General features: G+C 67.6%; 17 protein-coding genes. 11 read left to right on the top strand and 6 right to left on the bottom strand.

Going from position 1 to position 18732, the window contains the following annotated elements:
- Positions 1-11 precede the first annotated feature (11 nt).
- From AX750_RS05595 to AX750_RS05585, 3 genes are all read right to left on the bottom strand, one after another.
- Positions 12-269, bottom strand: coding sequence for an exodeoxyribonuclease VII small subunit (locus tag AX750_RS05595; RefSeq protein ID WP_066724419.1), 258 nt, complete (start codon positions 267-269; stop codon positions 12-14).
- A gap of 67 nt (positions 270-336) precedes the next feature.
- Positions 337-801: an Lrp/AsnC family transcriptional regulator gene (locus AX750_RS05590; protein WP_066724416.1), complete on the bottom strand. Its 465-nt coding sequence runs from the start codon at positions 799-801 to the stop codon at positions 337-339.
- A 145-nt stretch (positions 802-946) separates the two neighbouring features.
- Positions 947-1459 carry a protein tyrosine phosphatase gene (locus AX750_RS05585; RefSeq protein ID WP_066724413.1) on the bottom strand — a complete coding sequence of 171 codons (513 nt, stop codon included), beginning with the start codon at positions 1457-1459 and terminating at the stop codon, positions 947-949.
- Between the two features lie 149 nt (positions 1460-1608).
- Here AX750_RS05585 and AX750_RS05580 point away from each other — a divergent pair, with 149 nt between their 5' ends.
- Positions 1609-2166, top strand: a complete 558-nt coding sequence (locus AX750_RS05580) for a thioesterase family protein (protein WP_066724408.1) — start codon at positions 1609-1611, stop codon at positions 2164-2166.
- Positions 2167-2182: 16 nt separating this feature from the next.
- Here the strand turns inward: AX750_RS05580 and AX750_RS05575 are convergent, their stop codons facing one another.
- Positions 2183-5752 carry a PAS domain-containing hybrid sensor histidine kinase/response regulator gene (locus AX750_RS05575; protein WP_066724407.1) on the bottom strand — a complete coding sequence of 1190 codons (3570 nt, stop codon included), beginning with the start codon at positions 5750-5752 and terminating at the stop codon, positions 2183-2185.
- 158 nt (positions 5753-5910) lie between these two features.
- Between AX750_RS05575 and mscL the strand changes: the two genes are divergently transcribed.
- From mscL to AX750_RS05560, 3 genes are all read left to right on the top strand, one after another.
- Positions 5911-6330, top strand: coding sequence for a large conductance mechanosensitive channel protein MscL (gene mscL / locus AX750_RS05570; protein WP_066724405.1), 420 nt, complete (start codon positions 5911-5913; stop codon positions 6328-6330).
- A gap of 120 nt (positions 6331-6450) precedes the next feature.
- Positions 6451-7641 carry a pyridoxal phosphate-dependent aminotransferase gene (locus tag AX750_RS05565; protein ID WP_066724397.1) on the top strand — a complete coding sequence of 397 codons (1191 nt, stop codon included), beginning with the start codon at positions 6451-6453 and terminating at the stop codon, positions 7639-7641.
- A gap of 103 nt (positions 7642-7744) precedes the next feature.
- Positions 7745-8842: an AbrB family transcriptional regulator gene (locus AX750_RS05560; protein ID WP_082735315.1), complete on the top strand. Its 1098-nt coding sequence runs from the start codon at positions 7745-7747 to the stop codon at positions 8840-8842.
- A 17-nt stretch (positions 8843-8859) separates the two neighbouring features.
- Here the strand turns inward: AX750_RS05560 and AX750_RS05555 are convergent, their stop codons facing one another.
- Positions 8860-9810, bottom strand: a complete 951-nt coding sequence (locus AX750_RS05555; RefSeq protein WP_066724393.1) for an SMP-30/gluconolactonase/LRE family protein — start codon at positions 9808-9810, stop codon at positions 8860-8862.
- Positions 9811-10110: 300 nt separating this feature from the next.
- Here AX750_RS05555 and AX750_RS05550 point away from each other — a divergent pair, with 300 nt between their 5' ends.
- Positions 10111-10377, top strand: coding sequence for a hypothetical protein (locus tag AX750_RS05550; protein WP_066724391.1), 267 nt, complete (start codon positions 10111-10113; stop codon positions 10375-10377).
- Between the two features lie 107 nt (positions 10378-10484).
- Here the strand turns inward: AX750_RS05550 and AX750_RS05545 are convergent, their stop codons facing one another.
- Positions 10485-11390, bottom strand: a complete 906-nt coding sequence (locus tag AX750_RS05545) for a LysR family transcriptional regulator (RefSeq protein WP_066735363.1) — start codon at positions 11388-11390, stop codon at positions 10485-10487.
- 119 nt (positions 11391-11509) lie between these two features.
- Between AX750_RS05545 and AX750_RS05540 the strand changes: the two genes are divergently transcribed.
- The 6 genes from AX750_RS05540 (at position 11510) to hisS (ending at position 18567) form a co-directional block, all read left to right on the top strand.
- Entirely contained in the window at positions 11510-12946 is a 1437-nt protein-coding gene (locus tag AX750_RS05540; RefSeq protein WP_066735361.1) for an FAD-linked oxidase C-terminal domain-containing protein, read from the top strand.
- Between the two features lie 171 nt (positions 12947-13117).
- A complete protein-coding gene (locus AX750_RS05535) occupies positions 13118-13402 on the top strand; it encodes a GIY-YIG nuclease family protein (RefSeq protein ID WP_066735359.1) in 285 nt (94 codons plus the stop codon).
- A gap of 169 nt (positions 13403-13571) precedes the next feature.
- Positions 13572-14759: an FAD-binding protein gene (locus tag AX750_RS05530; RefSeq protein ID WP_066735357.1), complete on the top strand. Its 1188-nt coding sequence runs from the start codon at positions 13572-13574 to the stop codon at positions 14757-14759.
- The gene (locus tag AX750_RS05525; protein WP_082735314.1) at positions 14759-15400 is read left to right on the top strand and encodes a DUF2585 domain-containing protein; all 642 of its coding nucleotides are present in this window, start codon (positions 14759-14761) and stop codon (positions 15398-15400) included. The genes AX750_RS05530 and AX750_RS05525 overlap by 1 nt, the downstream gene beginning before the upstream one ends.
- A gap of 5 nt (positions 15401-15405) precedes the next feature.
- Positions 15406-16782, top strand: a complete 1377-nt coding sequence (gene glcF / locus AX750_RS05520; protein ID WP_066735355.1) for a glycolate oxidase subunit GlcF — start codon at positions 15406-15408, stop codon at positions 16780-16782.
- Between the two features lie 198 nt (positions 16783-16980).
- Positions 16981-18567 carry a histidine--tRNA ligase gene (gene hisS, locus AX750_RS05515; protein WP_066735353.1) on the top strand — a complete coding sequence of 529 codons (1587 nt, stop codon included), beginning with the start codon at positions 16981-16983 and terminating at the stop codon, positions 18565-18567.
- Positions 18568-18732: the final 165 nt, after the last annotated feature.

Raw genomic sequence — 18732 nt, 5'->3', positions numbered from 1 at the left:
AGGAGGGGCGTCTACCGATCCACGTCCAGCGGCGCGGTTCCCGTCGGCTTGCCGTCAGCGGAGAGGGTGATCTTCTCGATGCGCGCCTCGGCCTGCTTCAGCAGCGCGTCGCAGCGCGCTTTCAGCGCTTCGCCGCGGGTGTAGATCGCGATCGATTCCTCGAGCGGCACATCGCCCCGCTCCAGCCGGGCGACGATGTCCTCGAGTTGCTTCAGCGCCGCCTCGAAGGGCAGGGCGGCGACGTCGTCGTTGGAGATGGCTTCGCTCACGGCCTGATTCCCGTTGTGGCGTCGCTTATCCGCCGGAGTGGCCCCGGCCGCAACCCCGGCCGGATACTCAGACCGGAAGCGCCGAACTCTTCTTGATCGAGCGCAGCGTCAGTGTCGACTGAACGCGGGTGACGCCGGGCAACTGCGTGATGATGTCGGTGTGGATGCGCTCGAAATCGGCGCTGTCGCGATAGATCACCCGCATCAGATAGTCATGCGCACCGGCAAGGAGATGGCATTCGAGGATCTCGGGCAGGTTCTGCACCGCCTGCTCGAATCCCTCCAACGAGGCGCGGCCCTGCTGGTCGAGCGTCACGAAGACGAAAGCGGTCCCCGGAAACCCCGCGATCTTGTCGTCGAGGATCATCGCATAGCCGCGGATCAGACCACTCTCCTCGAGCTGGCGCACCCGACGAAGGCAGGCCGAGGGCGACAGATGCACCTTCTCGGCGAGGTCTGAATTCGTGATCCGGCCGTCCGCCTGCAGGATGCGCAGGATGGCGCGGTCGCGTGAATCGAGTTCGATGGTCATGATGGCCTGACTCCCAGGCGCGGATGAATCCTGCGAAAACCGCCGAAGCGCAAGCAATCTTCTGCATCGATTTCAGCATGGCCGCGCTGCTTTCGGCGTCAATCGCCCCGTGCCCGCACGAAGCTGCCAGCCCGTCCGAGGCCGATCAGTCCCATGTCAGAGCGAAGGGCGTGCCTTCGAAAGCGTCCGCCCCGCGCCCGATGCCGGCGATCGCGTCGCGCATGCGCCCGTCGCGGCCCAGCATCGCATCGGCGATGGCGACGAGCCGCGCATTGGGCGTGGCGGAGGGAGAGGCCTTCCGCAGACGGGCGGCGAGCTCCGCCTCGTCGCGCTCCGGGGCGAAGGCGCAGGCGGCGATATAGGCGGCCGCGGTCGAGCGGCTGATCCCGGCCCAGCAATGGATCAGGAGCGGCGCAGAGCGGTCCCAGCGTCGCGTGAAGGCGAGGAAGCGCTCGACATGGGCCTCGGCCGGCACGACATGGCCCTCCATCGGCGCGCTGATGTCGGACAGGCCGAGGAACAGGTGGTTGCCCTCCGCGATGCCGGCCGGGCGCTCCACCGCCGTGCCGACATTGATCAGCGTGACGAGATGGCTCGGCCGCACGGCGGTGACGGTCTCGTGCAGCTTCGACAGCGGGGAGACATGCAGGGTCGGCATCGGGAGCGTCCAATTCGGGCTGTGCCCAGCGCATAATTCAGCGTGCCGCCCCCGTCATCCCTGACCCTCGCAGGGGCGCAATATCGTTTACATATGAACCATGTCTGGATAGAAGCCCCGTTTGGAGGCCTTCCATCCGCGGGTGCGTCATGAATCTCTGGTTCCGCTTGGTCTGGCTCCTGCTGACGAGCCCGTTCCGCCCCAGGCTGGAACCGCTCGCCGAGCCGTCGCGGCTGTCCTTCCGGGTCTGGCCGCACGATCTCGACACCAGCTTGCACATGAACAACGGCCGCTACTGGTCGCTGATGGATCTCGGCCGCACCGATGTGATGCTGCGCACGGGCCTGTGGCGGGCGGTGCTGCGACATCGCTGGGTGCCGGTGGTCAATGGCGGCATGATCCGCTTCCGCCGGGAGCTGCGCGCCTTCCAGCCCTTCCGCCTCGACACCGAGATCCTGTGCTGGACGCAGAGCTGGCTGGTGATCGAGCACCGCCTGGTCACGCGGGGCCGGGACGGGACGGAGACCGTCGCGGCCCACGCGCTCGTCCGGGTGGCGCTGTACGACCGCGCGGCGCGCGCCTATGTGCCGGTCGCGCGGCTGATGACCGAGATCGGGACGCAAGCGGAAAGCCCGGCGCAGCGCCCGGACGTGACCGCCTTCCTCGCCGCAGAAGATGCGATGCGCAGCACGGCCTCCCAGGGCTGACGCGTCTGTCGCCAGCCTATTCCGCCGCGAAGCGCGTCGTCCGCCACTGCGCCAGCAGAGCCCGCAAGGCGCCGGGTTTCAGCGGCTTGTTGAGCAGATGCACGTCGAGCGCCGCGGCGGCCTCACGCACGCTCGGCGACCGGTCCGCGGTGAGCAGGATCGCCGGTAGCGGCCGGCGCGAGCGCTCCCGCACGGTGCTGATCGCGGTCAGCCCGTTGCCATTGTCGAGATGGTAGTCGGCGATCACGACGTCGGGCGCGCTGCGCTTCTGCAGGGCCAGCGCCGCGTCGAGCCCGGCCGCCGTCGCGACTTCACAGCCCCAGCCTTCCAGCAGCCGTTTCATGCCGTCGAGGATGGCGGGCTCGTTGTCGATGACGAGCAGCCTGAGACCGGCGAGCTGGCCCGCCGGGGCCGGGCGCGGCGCCGGCGCGGTGCTCATCTCGGGCAGCGGCGAGGCGCGCGGCACCAGCACGGCGAAGCGGCTGCCCCGGCCGGGCGCCGAATCGAGCGTCAGGCGGTGATCGAGGGTGCGGGCGATGCGCTGCACGATCGACAGGCCGAGCCCGAGCCCCCGCGCCACCTTCGCCCCCTGGTCGAGACGCTGGAACTCGCGGAACACCGTCTTCTGCTTGCCCTGGGGGATGCCGAGCCCGGTATCCAGCACCTCGACCGAAACCTGCCCGCCACGCCGGCGGAAGCCGATCAGTACCTTGCCGCTGGGGGTGTACTTGATCGCGTTGGAGACCAGATTCTGCAGCAGGCGCCGCAGCAGCCGTCGGTCCGAGCGCACGGCGAGGCTGGTCGGCATGAAGACGAGCTTCAGTCCCTTCTCCTGGGCGCTCGGCTCGAATTCGCGCTGGAGCTGGCGCATCAGCTCGTCGAGCCGGAAAGCGGTGATCTCCGGCTTCATCGCGCCGCCGTCAAGGCGCGAGATCTCGAGCAGCGCGGTCAGGATCTCCTCGACCGCGTCGAGCGAGGCGTCGATGTTTTCGGCGAGGTCGGGGCTGCCGGCGGCGCGGTCGCGCTCGACCAGCGAGGTCGCATAAAGGCGGGCTGCGTTGAGCGGCTGCAGGATGTCGTGGCTGGCGGCGGCGAGGAAGCGGGTCTTCGAGGCATTGGCCTCCTCGGCCTCCGCCTTGGCGCGTTGCAGCTCTGCGTTGACGCGCAGGATCTCCTCCGTGCGCTCGACGACGCGCCGCTCGAGGCTCTCATTGGTCCGCTCGAGCTCCTCCTGCGCGGCGACGGCCTCGGTGATGTCGGTATAGGTCGTGACGAAACCGCCGTCGGGCAGCGGGTTGGTGCGGATTTCGATGACCTTCTTCGACGGGTAGAGCTTGAGCCGCACCGGCTCGCGGTCATGCACGAAGCTCTGCAGCCGCGCCGCCATCAACTCGTCCTGCTGGCCGTCGCCATAGGCCCCGCGGGCGGCGTTGTAGCGCACGATCTCGTCGAGTCCCGTGCCGAAGCGCACCATCGCGGGCGGCAGGTCGTAGAGCTGGATGAAGGCCTGGTTCCAGGCGAGCAGGCGCAGGTCGCGGTCGAGCACGGTGATGCCCTGGCCGGCATGGTCGAGCCCGTGCTGGAGGATGTCGCGGTTGTACTGCAGCGCGGCGGAAGCGTCGTCGAGAAGCTTGAAGGCGGCTTCGGTGGTGAGATTGCGCCGCCGCAGCAGCAGAGAGAGCACGAGGCGGGACGAGGCCGCGCCGATGGCGGAGGAGAGCAGATGCTCGCCGAAGCGCAGCAGATGGATGTCGGCGTCGCGCGAGGGCATCGGCGCCTCGCCGCGGCTGCTGGCGAAGCCCTCGAAGGCGCGTTGCGTCCGCTCCTGGCCGAGGTAGCGGCCGATCGTCGACTGCAACTCCGCTTCGGTGACGCTGGAGCGCCAGAGCGAGAAGGACTGCGCCATAGTCGCCCGGTCCGATTCGACGAAGGCGTTGGCCTGCAGGCGCTCCATCGCCGTTGCCGGGCGCAAGAGCGAGAAGACGACATAGGCAAGCAGGTTGAGCCCCAGGCTCCAGAACGCGCCGTGGGGCAGGGGGGGCAGGTCGAGCCCGAACAGCGCCTCGGGCCGCAGGGCGGCGTAGCCGAGAGGCCCGTTGGCAACGATGTCGGCCCAGAAGCTGCCTGGCTTCACGAGGCTCGGCATCAGCAGCGTATAGGCCCAGGTTGCGATGCCGACGATCAGGCCTGCCGCCGCGCCCAGCGCCGTGCCGCGGCGCCAGACGAGGCCGCCGAAAAAGGCCGGAGCGATCTGTGCCGTGGCGGCGAAGGACAGCAGGCCGATCGCCGCCAGTGCCTGCTCGCCGGCCGCCCGGTAATAGGCATAGCCCAACAGGATGACGCAGAGGATGGCGACCCGACGGATGATGACGACCTGCGAGCCGAGATCGCCGCCGGTATTGCCATGTCGGACCGGCTTGGCCGGCACGCCGGAGGCAGAGGCGGCGGGGTCGCTCAGAGCCCTCCGCCCGCGCAGCAGCACCGGCATGACGAGATGGTTCGAGATCATGATCGCCAGGGCGACGGAAGCGACGATCACCATCGCCGTCGCGGCAGACAGCCCGCCGATGAAGACCAGCAGTGCCAGCAGCCCCGCCTGCTGCTGCAGCGGCAGCAGCAGCACGGTCATGTCACGGTCGACGCCGGAACCCGGCATCAGCAACTCGCCCGCCATCGCAAGCGGCAGGACGAAGAGGTTGATGAGGATCAGATAGAGCGGGAACATCCAGGCCGCGCGGCGGACATCGGCCGCGTCGCGGTTCTCGACGATGGTCATGTGGAACTGGCGCGCCAGCAGCAGCGCGGCGCAGGAGGAGAGCAGCGTCAGCGTCAGGAAGGTGGGCCAGTTCGAGGTCCGCTCCCAGATCGGAGGGGCGCCCCCCGGGAGGTTGGCCGCCTGGGCGAAGAGGTCTCCCGCGCCGTCATAGAGCCCGTAGACGACGAAGACACCGAGCACGAGGAACGCGACGAGCTTGACCAGGGACTCCACCGCGATGGCCAGCACCAGCCCGTCCTGATGCTCGGTGGCGTCGATATGGCGCGTGCCGAAGGCGCAGGCGAAGCCCGCAAGCACCATCGCCACGAGAAAGGCGAGGTCGGTGAGGACCGGCGCATCGGCCGAGGCCGGCCGGCCGCCCGTCGCGGCGAGCAGGACCGATAGCGAACTCGCCACCGCCTTGAGCTGGAGGGCGATGTAGGGCAGGGCGCCGATCACTGCGACAAGGCAGACCAGCGCCGCCACGCGCTCGCTCTTGCCGTAGCGCGCGCCGACAAAATCCGCGACCGAGGTGATGTTTTGGGATTTGGCGATCCGGACGATCCGCCCGACGAAACGGTGGCCGAAGCCGATGACCAGGATCGGCCCGACATAAATGCCAAGAAAGTCCAGGCCCGCGCGGCTGGCGAACCCCACCGAGCCGTAGAATGTCCAGGAGGTGCAGTAGACGCCCAGCGCCAGCGCATAGATCGTCGCTCGAGCCCGGCCGCCGACGAGGCGGCGGCCCGATGTGTCGGCCGCATGCGCGATCGCAAAGAGCGCGCAGAGATAGGCCAGCGCGACCAGGACCACGGACCAGGCGGGGATCATTCTGCCTCCATCGCAGCCGTGTCACCGGCGCGAGCTTAAAGGATGGGCACGGGCGGAGGAAACTGGTTTCCACACGGCCGCATCTTCCTCTAGCGTCAGGGCCGGGACACCAGGCGGCACGAGGCGATCGGCCGCTCGACATCGAAAGGGGCCGAGGAATGCTCGAGGAATTCAAGAAGTTCGCGCTGAAGGGCAATGTTGTCGATCTCGCTATCGGCGTGATCATCGGCGCGGCCTTCGGCAAGATCGTCGATTCGCTGGTGAACGACATCATCATGCCGTTCATCGGCGCGCTCGGCGGCGTCGATTTCTCGAACTACTTCATCGGGCTCAACAGCGGCATCACCGCCACGACGCTGGCCGAGGCGCGCAAGCAGGGCGCCGTGCTCGCCTATGGCAACTTCATCACCATCGCCGTGAACTTCATCATCATCGCCTTCGTCCTGTTTCTGGTGGTCAAGGCCATCAACAGGCTCCAGCACAAGCAGAAGGAAGAGCCCAAGGCACCGGCCGCCCCGCCCGAGGATGTCGTGCTGCTGGGCGAGATCCGCGATCTGCTGAAGCAGAAGGGCGCCTGAGCCAAGCGCCCGGCCACGGCGACTCATCACGGCGGCCGATCGGGTCGATCTCGCGTTTTCATGCCCGGGCGGCGCGTGATCGGCTAAACAGGCCACACCACAACCGCGAGGTCCTGCCCGATGTCGACCGTCACGCCCACCGGCGCCAGCCTGCTGTCGTCGCTGCGCCCCGAGGCGCGCCATGCGCCCGAAAGCGGCATCGTCGAGGTGGTCAATCACGGCCGTCTCAAGGAGGGCCTGATCCCGCTCTGGGTCGGCGAGGGCGACCTGCCGACCCCGGACTTCATCGCCCGCGCCGCCAACGCCTCGCTCGCCAAAGGCGAGACCTTCTACACCTGGCAGCGCGGCATCCCGGATCTCCGCGAGGCGCTCGCGCGCTACCACACCGCGCTCTATGGCCGGCCCTTCTCGATGGAGTCCTTTTTCGTCACCGGCTCGGGCATGCAGGCGGTCCAGATCGTCGTGCGGATGGTCACCGGCCCCGGCGACGAGGTGGTGATCCCGACCCCGGCCTGGCCCAATGTCGGCGCCGCCATCGGCGTTGCCGGAGCCATCCCGGTCAATGTCCCGATGGACTATGTCCAGGGCCGCTTCTCGCTCGATCTCGACCGGCTGGCCGCCGCCATCACCCCGAAGACGCGCGCCATCGCCATCAATTCGCCGGCCAACCCGACCGGATGGACGGCGACGAAGGATGAACTCGCCGCCATCCTGGCGCTCGCCCGCAAGCACGGCCTCTGGATCATCGCCGACGAGATCTATGCCCGCTTCGTCTATGACGGCTCCGCCCGCGCCGCCTCCTTCCATGACGTGATGGAGCCGGAGGATCGCGTCCTCTTCGTCCAGACCTTTTCGAAGAACTGGGCCATGACGGGCTGGCGCGTCGGCTGGATCGAGGCCCCGCCCGCCTTCGGCCAGGTGATCGAGAACCTGATCCAGTACTCGACCTCCGGCGTTCCAGTCTTCGTCCAGCGGGGCGCCATCGCCGCGCTGGACGAGGGCGAGCCCTTCGTCGCCGAGCAGATCGCTCGCGCCGCGGAGGGGCGCCGGATCATTGCCGAAGGGCTGAAGGCGACCAACCGGGTGACGCTGTCGCCGCCGGACGGGGCGCTCTATCAGTTCTTCTCGGTCGATGGCTGGCAGGACAGCCGGGCGCTCGCCATCGATCTCGTCGACCGGGCCAATGTCGGCCTCGCTCCCGGAACCGCGTTCGGCCCTGGCGGTGAAACGGGGCTGCGGCTGTGCTTCGCGCGCAAGGCCTCCGATCTCGTCGAGACCGTGACGAGGCTGCAGCGCGCTTTGGCCGGCTGAGCACGCTCGCGAAGCCGCATGCAGGCCCAGCGCGCATGACGGCACTGCGCGGCGCGGGCTGCCGGTCAAATTGACCCCGCCCCGCGCGGTCGACAAGACTGCGATGCTGCGTTGCAGCGGCGCGCAGCGAGGTATCATGACGGGGGTGGGTTCTCCTTCGACGTTGAAAGTCCTGTCCCGAGAGGCCGCGGTCATCGCCATTGCAGCGGTGGGAGGTGCTCTGTTCGCTTTTCTGGGGGCGCCGGCCGCCTGGCTATCGGGCGCCATGATCCTGACCTTGCTGGTCGCGCTCGTGCGTCCCCTGCCCGTGCTGCGCCGCTCATGGTTCGATTCCACCGTGCTGCTATCGGGCGCCATCATCGGCTCGTCCGCTACGCCGGAAGCCCTGGCCGCGGCTGTGTGCTACCCGGCCTCTCTCATCATCCTGTTCTTCGCCATGGCCGGCATCATGGCCGCCACCGGAACCTATCTGCGCTATGTCGCGCGCTGGTCCTGGCTCGATTCGCTGCTGGCGGCGGCGCCCGGTGCACTGGCAACGGTGCTGGCGGTCGCGCAGTCGAAAGGCGCCGATATCGGCCGTATTTCCGTCGTCCAGCTCTTGCGCCTGCTCGTTCTCGTGGCGCTGCTGCCCGGCCTGATGCAGCTCACCGGTCTGCACCCCGCCATGGCAGTCGCGCCGCCTGCAAAAATTCTCGACCCCTGGACGATGTTGCTGCTGCTGCTCGCCGGCTTCGCTGCCGGCCTCGTGCTCGACCGTCTCGGCGTCGCGGCGCCGATGATGTTCGGTGCGATTTTGTCCAGCGCGGTCGCCCATGGCACCGGCCTCGTCGAGGGCAGCCTGCCGCCGCCGGTGCAAATTGCCGTGCTGGTCATGCTCGGGTCGACGATGGGCGCGCGGATCGGCGCCATTCCGCGTCGCGATCTGCTGAAGCTGTTTCCCCTCGCCGTCGGTGGCCTGCTGGTGTCGCTCGCAGTTGCCTTCGCCTTCGCCTTGCCGGCAGCGCTGCTCGCGGGGGTCTCCTATGCGGATTCGATCACGGCCTTCGCCCCTGGCGGGCTGGAGGCCATGGCAATGCTCGCCTTCGCGATGGGGCTCGACATGCTCTATGTCAGCTCGCACCATCTGATGCGGTTTCTGATCATCGGCTTTGCGCTGCCGTTTCTCCTGGACCGGCTGCCGAGCCGTCTGCCGGAGCGCTGAGGCGAAGCGCTTTGCGATCAAGCGCTGGTCACAGCCCCTGGCCAGGTCGTTCCATTGGTGTTGGTCATCAGCGCATAGAGCGAACTGGTGCCGCAGATGAACAGGCGGTTGAGCCGCGGCCCGCCCCAGCAGACATTGGCGACGACCTCGGGGATCGCGATCTTGCCGATCAGCGTCCCGTCCGGGTGGTAGACGTGGACGCCGTCGGCGGCGCTGGTCCAGATCCGGCCCTCGACATCGATCCGAAAGCCATCGAACAGCCCGGCCGTGCAGGTGGCGAAGATCCGCGAACCCGTCAGCCGCGTGCCGTCGGCCGAGACCTCGCAGGCGCGGATGTGGCGCGGGCCGTGGACCGGATCGTGGCTGGCACCGGTGTCGGCGATGTAGAGGATGCGCTCGTCCGGCGAGAAGGCGAGCCCGTTGGGCTTGACGAAATCGTCGGCGACGATGGTTAGCACGCCGCTCTTGCCGTCGATGCGGTAGACATGGCAGGCCCCGATCTCGCTCTCGGCCCTGTTGCCTTCATAATCGCTAAGGATGCCGTAATCGGGATCGGTGAACCAGATCGACCCGTCCGACTTCACCACAACATCGTTGGGCGAGTTCAGCCGCTTGCCCTGCCAGTGACTGGCGAGAACGGTGACGGAGCCGTCATGTTCGGTGCGCGTCACCTGCCGGCCGCCATGCTCGCAGGTGATGAGCCGCCCCTGGGGATCGACCGTGTTGCCGTTGCTGTTGCGCGCCGGCTGGCGGAACACGCTCGTCTGCCCGCTCATCGCGTCGAAGCGCAGCATCCGGTCGTTCGGAATGTCGGAAAACACCAGCGTGTTGTGCGCCCGGAACCAGGCCGGCCCCTCCGCCCAGCGCGCGCCGGTCCACAGACGCTCGACCCGGGCTGAGCCGGGAATGACGCGATGGAAGCGCGGGTCGAGGACGGTCGAGCCCGTGCCTTCGAGAATGCCGAACATGATCAAGTCTCCGAATAGGGGTCGACCATCGGGGATAAGGGCCAACCGAGCAAGCGGCCGCTATGGATGTCGGCAGGCGGACGTGCGGCCGCGCATATCCAAGACAAGCACCCGGCGCGACACTCTGGGGCTCAGCCAATGGTTGATTCGGAAGGTCTGACCATTTTTGAAATAACCGTACAAGGTCACATGACTATTTTTGGAATGGGACTTTGAAAAGCGGATCGAATATTGACCGAAGATCGGCGCTCATCAACTTTCCCGCACGCCGCAACAGGCGGTTCGATGTAGGGATACACCATGACAATCAAGTTTCTGGCGACGTTGCTTGCGGGCAGCGTCTTCCTCGGTGGCGCGACCTTCTCCCAGACGGCCGACGACCGGAAATGGATCGCCCAGTGCCTGAGCGACAATGCAGACGCCAAGGTCACGGCCACGGTGGTGGCGGCCTATTGCACCTGCATGAACGGCAAAATGAGCGACAACGAGACGCGCTCGATCACCCAGTGGGAGAAGGCCAACCCCAACGCCCGTCGCGCCTGCGAGCGTGAGGCCGGCTGGAACTGACGCGCAGCCACCATTCCGGGGCGCCCCTTCGCATCAGGCGGGGGAGCGTCCTCGGCGGCCGGCTCGAACGATCGCGCGCCGGGATGCTCCGCTTGCCGAAGATCGGCTCAGAGGCTCAGTCCGGCATCCCAATAGGGAGTTTGGCCGTAAAGTTCGGCCAGGTAATCGACGAAGGCGCGAACCTTCTGCTCCATGTGCCGGCGGCTCGGATAGACCGCATGGATGGCGACGCGACTGCCGACCGAATAGGCCGGCAGCACCCGCTGCAGCGCTCCCGATTTCAGCTCCGGCCCGACATCCCAGGTCGAGCGCAGCGCGATGCCGAGCCCCGCCAGCAGCGCCTCGCGCACGACCTCGCTGGAATTCGTCCGCAGCGGGCCGGCGACGCGCACCGTGACCGGTCCGGTAGGCCCGTCCAGCGTCCAGTGGTCGGTGTTGTGGGCGATCAGCGTGTGACGCGCGAGGTCGTCGATCATCGCCGGAACGCCCGCTGCCGCGAGATAGCCCGGCGTCGCGCAGAGCACGCGGTGGTTCGGCGCCAGCCGCTTCGCGACCAGGCTCGAATCGCGCAGATCCGCGATGCGGATCGCGAGGTCGAAGCCCTCGCCGACGATGTCGGTGAAGCCGTCCGTCAGCACGAGCTCGACGCTCACCAGCGGGTGCGTATCGAGGAAGGGCTTGAGATGGGGGGCGATGTGGAGCCGCCCGAAGGAGGTCGGCGCCGAGACACGCAGCGTGCCGCGCACCTGTCCGGCCCCGCTCGCCACCCAGGCCTCGGCATCCTCGATCGAGGACAGGATCGAGACGACCCGCTCATAGAAGCCCTGTCCGGCCTCCGTCAGCGAGAGCTGCCGGGTCGTGCGTTGCAGCAGCCTGACGCCCAGCCGCTCCTCGAGCCGGCGGATGCGCTTGGAGATGACCGCCGGCGACAGGTTGAGCTGCCGCCCCGCCGCCGACATGCTGCGCGCCGTCACGACATGGGCGAAGACGTCGAGATCGCCGAACCGGTCCATGGCTGCACAGATCCCTCATCGATTTTTTCGTTTACGGAAAAGATCATGCGCGTCGGTCGCACTGCAAGTCGTTTCGAATTGGTCTAGGCTGCGTGCCGTTCGCCCGGGGAGACCGCACCATGTCCGCCATCGCCTTTCCGCTGCCCGATCCGGGAATCCTTGCGCGTCGCGAGGAGATCGTCGCCGGCCTCGCCCAGCTCGTTGCGGCCGACGCACTGATCACCGCCGAGGACGAGCGCCGTCCCTATGAGACGGACGCGCTGACCGCCTATCGCCGCCTGCCGCTGGCGGTGGTGCTGCCCTCGACGACGCAGGAGGTCGCTGCCGTCCTGAAGTTCTGCGGCGAGCAGGGCGTGCCGGTGGTGCCGCGCGGGGCAGGCACCTCGCTCGCCGGCGGCGCCATCCCGCAGGAGGACGCCGTCGTCATCGGCGTCGCCAAGATGAACCGCATCCTGGCCATCGACTATGCCAACCGCACCGCGAAGGTGCAGGCCGGCGTCACCAATCTCGCCGTCACCGGGGACGTCTCGGCCGAGGGCTTCTTCTACGCGCCGGACCCGTCTTCCCAGCTCGCCTGCTCGATCGGCGGCAATATCGGGATGAATTCCGGCGGGGCGCACTGCCTGAAATACGGCGTCACCACCAACAACGTGCTGGGCGTGACGATGGTGCTGCTCGACGGCAGCATCGTCGAGATCGGCGGCGCCCATCTGGATGCGGCCGGCTACGATATCCTCGGGCTGATCAACGGCTCCGAAGGCCAACTCGGCATCATCACCGAGGCGACCGTGCGCATTCTGCGCGCGGCGGAAGGCGCCAGGCCCGTGCTGTTCGGCTTCCCGACAAGCGAGCAGGCCGGTGCGGCGGTCGCCGCCATCATCGGCGCGGGCATCATCCCGGTCGCGATGGAGTTCATGGACAAGCCCGCCATCGAGATCTGCGAGGCCTTCGCCAAGGCGGGCTACCCGATGGATGTCGAGGCGCTGCTGATCATCGAGGTCGAGGGCTCCGACATCGAGATGGACGCCCAGCTCGCCCGCATCGTCACCATTGCCCGCGAACACGGCGTCAAGACGGTGAAGGAGAGCCGGTCCGCGATGGAGGCGGCGGCGATCTGGAAGGGTCGCAAATCCGCCTTCGGCGCCACGGGTCGTATCGCCGACTATATCTGCATGGACGGCACCATTCCCACCGGCCAGCTGCCTTACGTGCTGCGCCGCATGGACGAGATCGTGAAGGGCTATGGGCTGCGCGTCGCCAATGTCTTCCATGCCGGCGACGGCAATCTCCACCCGCTGATCCTCTACAACTGCAACGACCCCGTCGAGGCGCAGAAGGCGGAGGATGCCGGCATGGACATCCTGAAGCTCTGCGTCGAGGTCGGCGGCTGCCTGACCGGCGAGCACGGCGTCGGCATCGAGAAACGCGACCTGATGACCTTCCAGTTCAACCCCGAGGATCTGAACCAGCAGATGAGGGTGAGGGCGGTGTTCGACCAGCGCTGGCTGCTCAATCCCGCCAAGGTGTTCCCGCTGGAAGGACGGGTGGCGGCGTGAGCAAACCCTCCGTCATTCCGGGACATGCCAAAGGCATGGGCCCGGAACCCAGAACCGATGCGGGGTATCGTTGTCTTGCCCCGATCGATCCGCTTTGTTGGCAGGCGGTATCGGTTCTGGGTTCCGGGCTCGCCGCTTCGCGGCGCCCCGGAATGACGGCGGAGGGGGTTTTTGCCGTTTCACGTCTACCTGATGGCGAGTGGCCAGCACGGAACTCTTTATCTCGGGGTGATCCGCGATCTCGCTCGTCGTGTTCACGAACACAAAAGCAAGGTTCTTCCGGGCTTCACGCGGACCTACGGCGTCGATCGTCTTGTCTGGTACGAGGAGCATGCGACGGCGCGAGAAGCGATCGATCGCGAGAAGGACATGAAGAAGTGGCGGCGGGATTGGAAAATCAGATTGATCGAGGAGAACAATCCGCTTTGGAGCGATCTCTATCCTTTGTTGCCGTGAACCACCGCCGTCATTCCGGGGCTCCGCGCAGCGAAGAGCCCGGAACCCAGAACCGATGCGCTCGGTCGTCGGCCGAGCGGGTTCGGCTTTATTTACTCGCAAGGGGCATCGGTTCTGGGTTCCGCGCTCGCCGCGTTGCGGCGCCCCGGAATGACGATGGAGCGTGTCCATGACCCTCCACATCCCCACCACCGAGGCGCAGGCCTGCGCCGTCGTGAAATCTGTGCTCGACAGCGGCGTTCCCCTGTCGATCGGCGGCGGCGGCACGCGGGCCGGGCTCGGCCGCCCGACGCAGACGCAGAGCACGCTCTCCAGCGCCGGCCTCACCGGCATCACGCTCTATGAGCCGGCCGAGATGGTCATCGCCGCGCGCGCCGGCACGCCGCTGGCCGAGGTCGAGCGCATACTGGCCGAGCGCGGCCAAATGCTGCCCTTCGAGCCGATGGACCACCGCGCCTTGCTCGGCACGGAGGGCGAGCCGACCATCGGCGCCGTCGCCGCCGGCAACATCTCTGGCCCGCGCCGGATCAATGCCGGCGCGGCGCGCGATTCCCTCATCGGCATCCGGCTGGTGAACGGCCGCGGCGAGGCGATCAAATCCGGCGGGCGGGTGATGAAGAACGTCACCGGGCTCGACCTCGTGAAGCTCGTCGCCGGCAGCTACGGCACGCTCGGCTTCCTCACCGAGGTCACCTTCCGCGTGCTGCCGAAACCGGAGCGCATCCTGACGCTGGTCTGGCGCGGCCTCTCGGACGAGACGGCGGTGGCGCTGCTCTGCACCGCGCTGGGCTCGCCCTATGAGCCCTTCGCCGCCGCCCATCTGCCGGCCGGCATCGGCGCCGAGCAGCCCCGTACGCTGCTTCGGCTGGAGAACTTCTCCGACTCGATCGACTATCGCAGCCGCGAGCTGGTCGCGCTGCTGGCGGCCCATGGCACCCCCGAGCGGATCGAAGGCGAAGCCTCGGTCGAACTCTGGCGCGATGTCCGCGACGCCCGCGTCTTCGCCGGAACCGACGAGGCGGTCTGGCGGCTGTCCGTCGCGCCGACCGACGGGCCGAAGGCGACCGCGGCCATCGCGGCGCTCGTTCCGGGTGCGCGCTGGTTCTACGACTGGGGCGGCGGGCTGGTTCGGCTCGCGGTCCCCGCCGGCGCGGATGCCGCGGCCGACGCGATCCGCGCTGCGATCAGGCCGCTGGGTGGCCATGCCACGCTGGTGCGCGCCCCGGCCGCGATCCGCGCAAGCGTGCCGGTGTTCGAGCCGCTGCCGGAGCCGCTGATGCGGGTGACGGCGGGCATCAAGACGAGCTTCGACCCGGCGGGCATTTTCGAGCCGGGCCGGATGTATGCGGGGATCTGATGACGTTTGCTGAGACGCTGAACCCGGCGGGGCGCGCGCCCGATCCGCGTGCCCCCTGGGCCCCGAACCGGCTGGCGCCCGGGACGATCGCGCTGATCGCGCTGCTGCTGATCGTCGCGACCGCCGCGATCCTGACCGCCATGGGGCGCGAGCCGATCTGCAAATGCGGCTTCGTCAAACCCTGGCATGGCGAGGTGATGTCCTCGGAGAACTCCCAGCATATCGCCGACTGGTACACCTTCTCCCACATCATCCACGGCTTCCTGTTCTACGGGCTGTTCTGGCTGATCAGGCGCATCACCGGCCTGCCGATCTCGCTGGGACTGGCGCTGATCCTGTCGATCCTGCTGGAAGCCTCCTGGGAGATCGCGGAGAACACCAATGCGGTGATCGAGCATTATCGCGCGACGACGATCTCGCTGGATTACTACGGCGACAGCGTCCTCAACTCGGTCTGCGATATCCTTGCGATGATCGCGGGCTTCCTCGCGGCACGCTTCCTCCCCGTTTGGGTGACGGTGGCGTCCGCGCTGGCGATGGAACTGGTGGTCGGTTGGCTCATCCGCGACAACCTGACCTTGAACGTGATCATGCTGTTGTATCCGCTCGACTGGATCAAAGCCTGGCAGGGTGGGGCCTGAGAGAGATGCAGACCAACTTCAGCCCCGCCCATCTCGCCTCGGACCCGCGGCTTCCGGCCTCGGAGAAGATCCTGCGGACCTGCGTGCATTGCGGCTTCTGCACCGCGACCTGCCCGACCTATCTGCTGCTCGGCGACGAGCTCGATTCTCCGCGCGGGCGCATTTACCTGATCAAGGACATGCTCGAGAACGGCAAGCCGGCGACCGAAGAGGTCGTGAAGCATGTCGACCGCTGCCTCTCCTGCCTCTCCTGCATGTCGACCTGTCCCTCCGGCGTGCATTACATGCACCTCGTTGACCATGCCCGCGCCCATATCGAGGAGACCTATGAGCGCTCCTGGCACGACAAGCTGCTGCGGCGCGTGCTCGGCGCGATTCTGCCCTATCCGGGCCGTTTCCGTGTCGCGATGCTCGGCGCGATGCTGGCGAAGCCTCTGGGGCCCGCGCTCGGCGCCCTGCCGCTGGTCGGCGCGCGGCTGAAGGCAATGCTGGCGCTGGCGCCCTCCAAATTGCCCTCGCGCTCGCCGATGGAGGGGCCGCAGGCATTCGCCCCCGCCGCCGCGCCTGCGGGCAAGCGCGTCGCCATCCTCTCCGGTTGCGCTCAGCCGGTGCTCGACCCGGCCATCAACGAGGCGACGATCCGGCTGCTGACGCGCCATGGCGTCGAGGTCGTGCTGCCGAAGGGGGAGGGCTGCTGCGGCGCGCTCGTCCACCATATGGGCCGCGAGCACGACGCCCACGCCTTTGCCCGCGCCAATATCGACGCCTGGACGGCCGAGATCGAGGGCAAGGGGCTGGACGCCATCCTCATCACCACCTCGGGCTGCGGCACGACGATCAAGGATTACGGCTTCATGTTCCGCAACGAGCCGGCCTACGCCGCCAAGGCGGAGCGGGTATCGGCGCTGGCGAAGGACGTCACGGAATTCGTCGCGACGCTCGATCTCGTGCCGGTGCGGGATGTCGCCATGCCGATCGCCTATCACTCGGCCTGCTCGATGCAGCACGGCCAGCAGTTGAAGGACGGGCCCAAGCGCCTGCTCTCGGGCGTCGGCTTCGCGGTGAAGGAGGCGCCGGAGGGGCACATCTGCTGCGGCTCGGCCGGCGTCTACAACATCCTCCAGCCGGAGATCGCCGGGCAATTGCGCGAGCGCAAGGTCGGCAACATCCAGAAGACGAAGCCGATGCTGGTCGCCACCGGCAATATCGGCTGCATGACCCAGATCGCCAAGGGCTTCGCCGACCGCGGCGCCACCACTCCGGTGGTCCACACCGCCGAACTGCTCGACTGGGCGACGGGCGGACCCTTGCCGGAGAAGCTGGCCCAGGCGGGAATCGTGGATCGCCCTCTTCGGGTGAGTTCTCTGGTCGCGGCTGAGTGACGAGCCACGCCGTCATGCTCGCCCTCGTGGCGAGCATCCACGTCTTGGACACAGGCCTCGACAAACGAAGACGTGGATGGTCGGGACAAGCCCGACCATGACGGGGAGGGGTTCGCAAGCCGCAAACCCTTGCCCCATCCGCCCGCGCAAGCTACCGAACGGCCCAATCCCGCCGTCGAACACACGAAACGAACGCCCATGTCCGTGGACAAGCCCGCCCCCGCCAAGCTGAAGGCCCGCCAGCCGCGCGGCTTCGTCGATCGTGGCCCGGCCGATGTCGCCGCCACCGAGCGCATGCTGGCGGTGATCCGCGAGAGCTTCTCGCGCTACGGCTTCGATCCCGTCGAGACCCCCTTCGTCGAATACACCGATGCGCTCGGCAAGTTCCTGCCCGACCAGGACCGCCCAAACGAGGGCGTCTTCTCCTTCCAGGACGATGACGAGCAGTGGCTCTCGCTGCGCTATGATCTGACCGCGCCGCTCGCCCGCTATGTCGCCGAGAATTACGACGCGCTGCCGAAGCCCTATCGCAGCTACCGCGCCGGCTATGTCTTCCGCAACGAGAAGCCCGGCCCGGGCCGCTTCCGCCAGTTCATGCAGTTCGACGCCGACATCGTCGGCGCAGGCTCGGTCGCGGCCGATGCCGAGATCTGCATGCTCGCTGCCGACACGATGGAGGCGCTCGGCATCAAGCGCGGCGACTATGTCATCAAGGTCAACAACCGCAAGGTGCTCGACGGCGTGATGGAGGCGATCGGGCTCGGCGGCGAGGAGAATGCCGGCCGTCGGCTGACGGTGCTGCGGGCGATCGACAAGCTCGACAAGTTCGGGCCGGAGGGCGTGCGTCTGCTGCTCGGGGAGGGCCGCAAGGACGAGAGCGGTGATTTCACCAAGGGCGCCGGCTTGAGCGAAACACAAAGCGGCGTCGTTCTCGGGCTGATGAATGCCGACTTTGGCACCTATGACGGCCGAACGGCTTTTCTCGACACGTTGACGGACATCGACGACTGCGCCGCCAGTACAACGGCTTGGGAGTCGATCGCTGCCGAAAAGCCTGTTCTGTACGAGGGTGTGAATACGCTCGATGAGCTGTCGAAGCTGTTGTTGGCCTCTGGTTATGGCCCCGACCGCATTCGCATCGACCCCTCCGTCGTGCGCGGCCTCGAATACTACACCGGCCCGGTCTACGAGGTGGAGTTGACCTTCCCGGTCACCAACGACGACGGCCAGGTCGTGCGCTTCGGCTCGGTGGCGGGTGGCGGGCGCTATGACGGGCTGGTCGGCCGCTTCCGGCCCGAGCCCGTGCCGGCAACCGGCTTTTCGATCGGCGTCTCGCGGCTCTACACCGCGCTGAAGGCGGTGAAGTCGCCCATCGTCGATCAGAAGAACGAACTGCCGCTCGTCGTCGTCACCGCCATGGACAACAAGTCGCCGGAGTTCATGCCGGGCTATCAGGCTTTCGTCTCGACGCTGCGCCAGGCGAAGGACGACAACGGCAAGCCGCTCTGCCGCGCCGATCTCTATCTGGGCTCATCCGGATTCAACGCCCAGATGAAATATGCCGACCGCCGCGGCGCGGTCTGCGCCATCATTCAAGGGTCGTCCGAACGCGAGGCCGGCACGGTCGTGATCAAGGACCTGATCCTCGGCGCCGAACTCGCCGCCGCCTCCCGCGACGTGAAGGACTCCGCCGAGCACAAGGCGAAGCAGGCGGAGGCTCAGTTCTCCGTGCCGGTCGAGGGGCTGGTCGAGGGTGTGAAGACGGTGCTCGCGCGGCATTCGTAAGGCGCGGGGAACCCCTCTCCTGTAAGGAGAGGGGCAGGGGAGAGGTGTCGGCCCCTGGACCAGCGAGGCGCCCATCTGTCAGGCAGGCAGCGGTGAGGTCTCCGCCCAAACGTCAAACGGCCGACCCCTCACCCTGCCCTCTCCCTACGGGAGAGGGTTCCCCGC

Source organism: Methylobacterium sp. CCH7-A2, from assembly GCF_001557075.1.
Taxonomy (GTDB): domain Bacteria; phylum Pseudomonadota; class Alphaproteobacteria; order Rhizobiales; family Beijerinckiaceae; genus Allobosea; species Allobosea massiliensis.
This window is presented reverse-complemented; position numbering and strand designations above follow the sequence as displayed.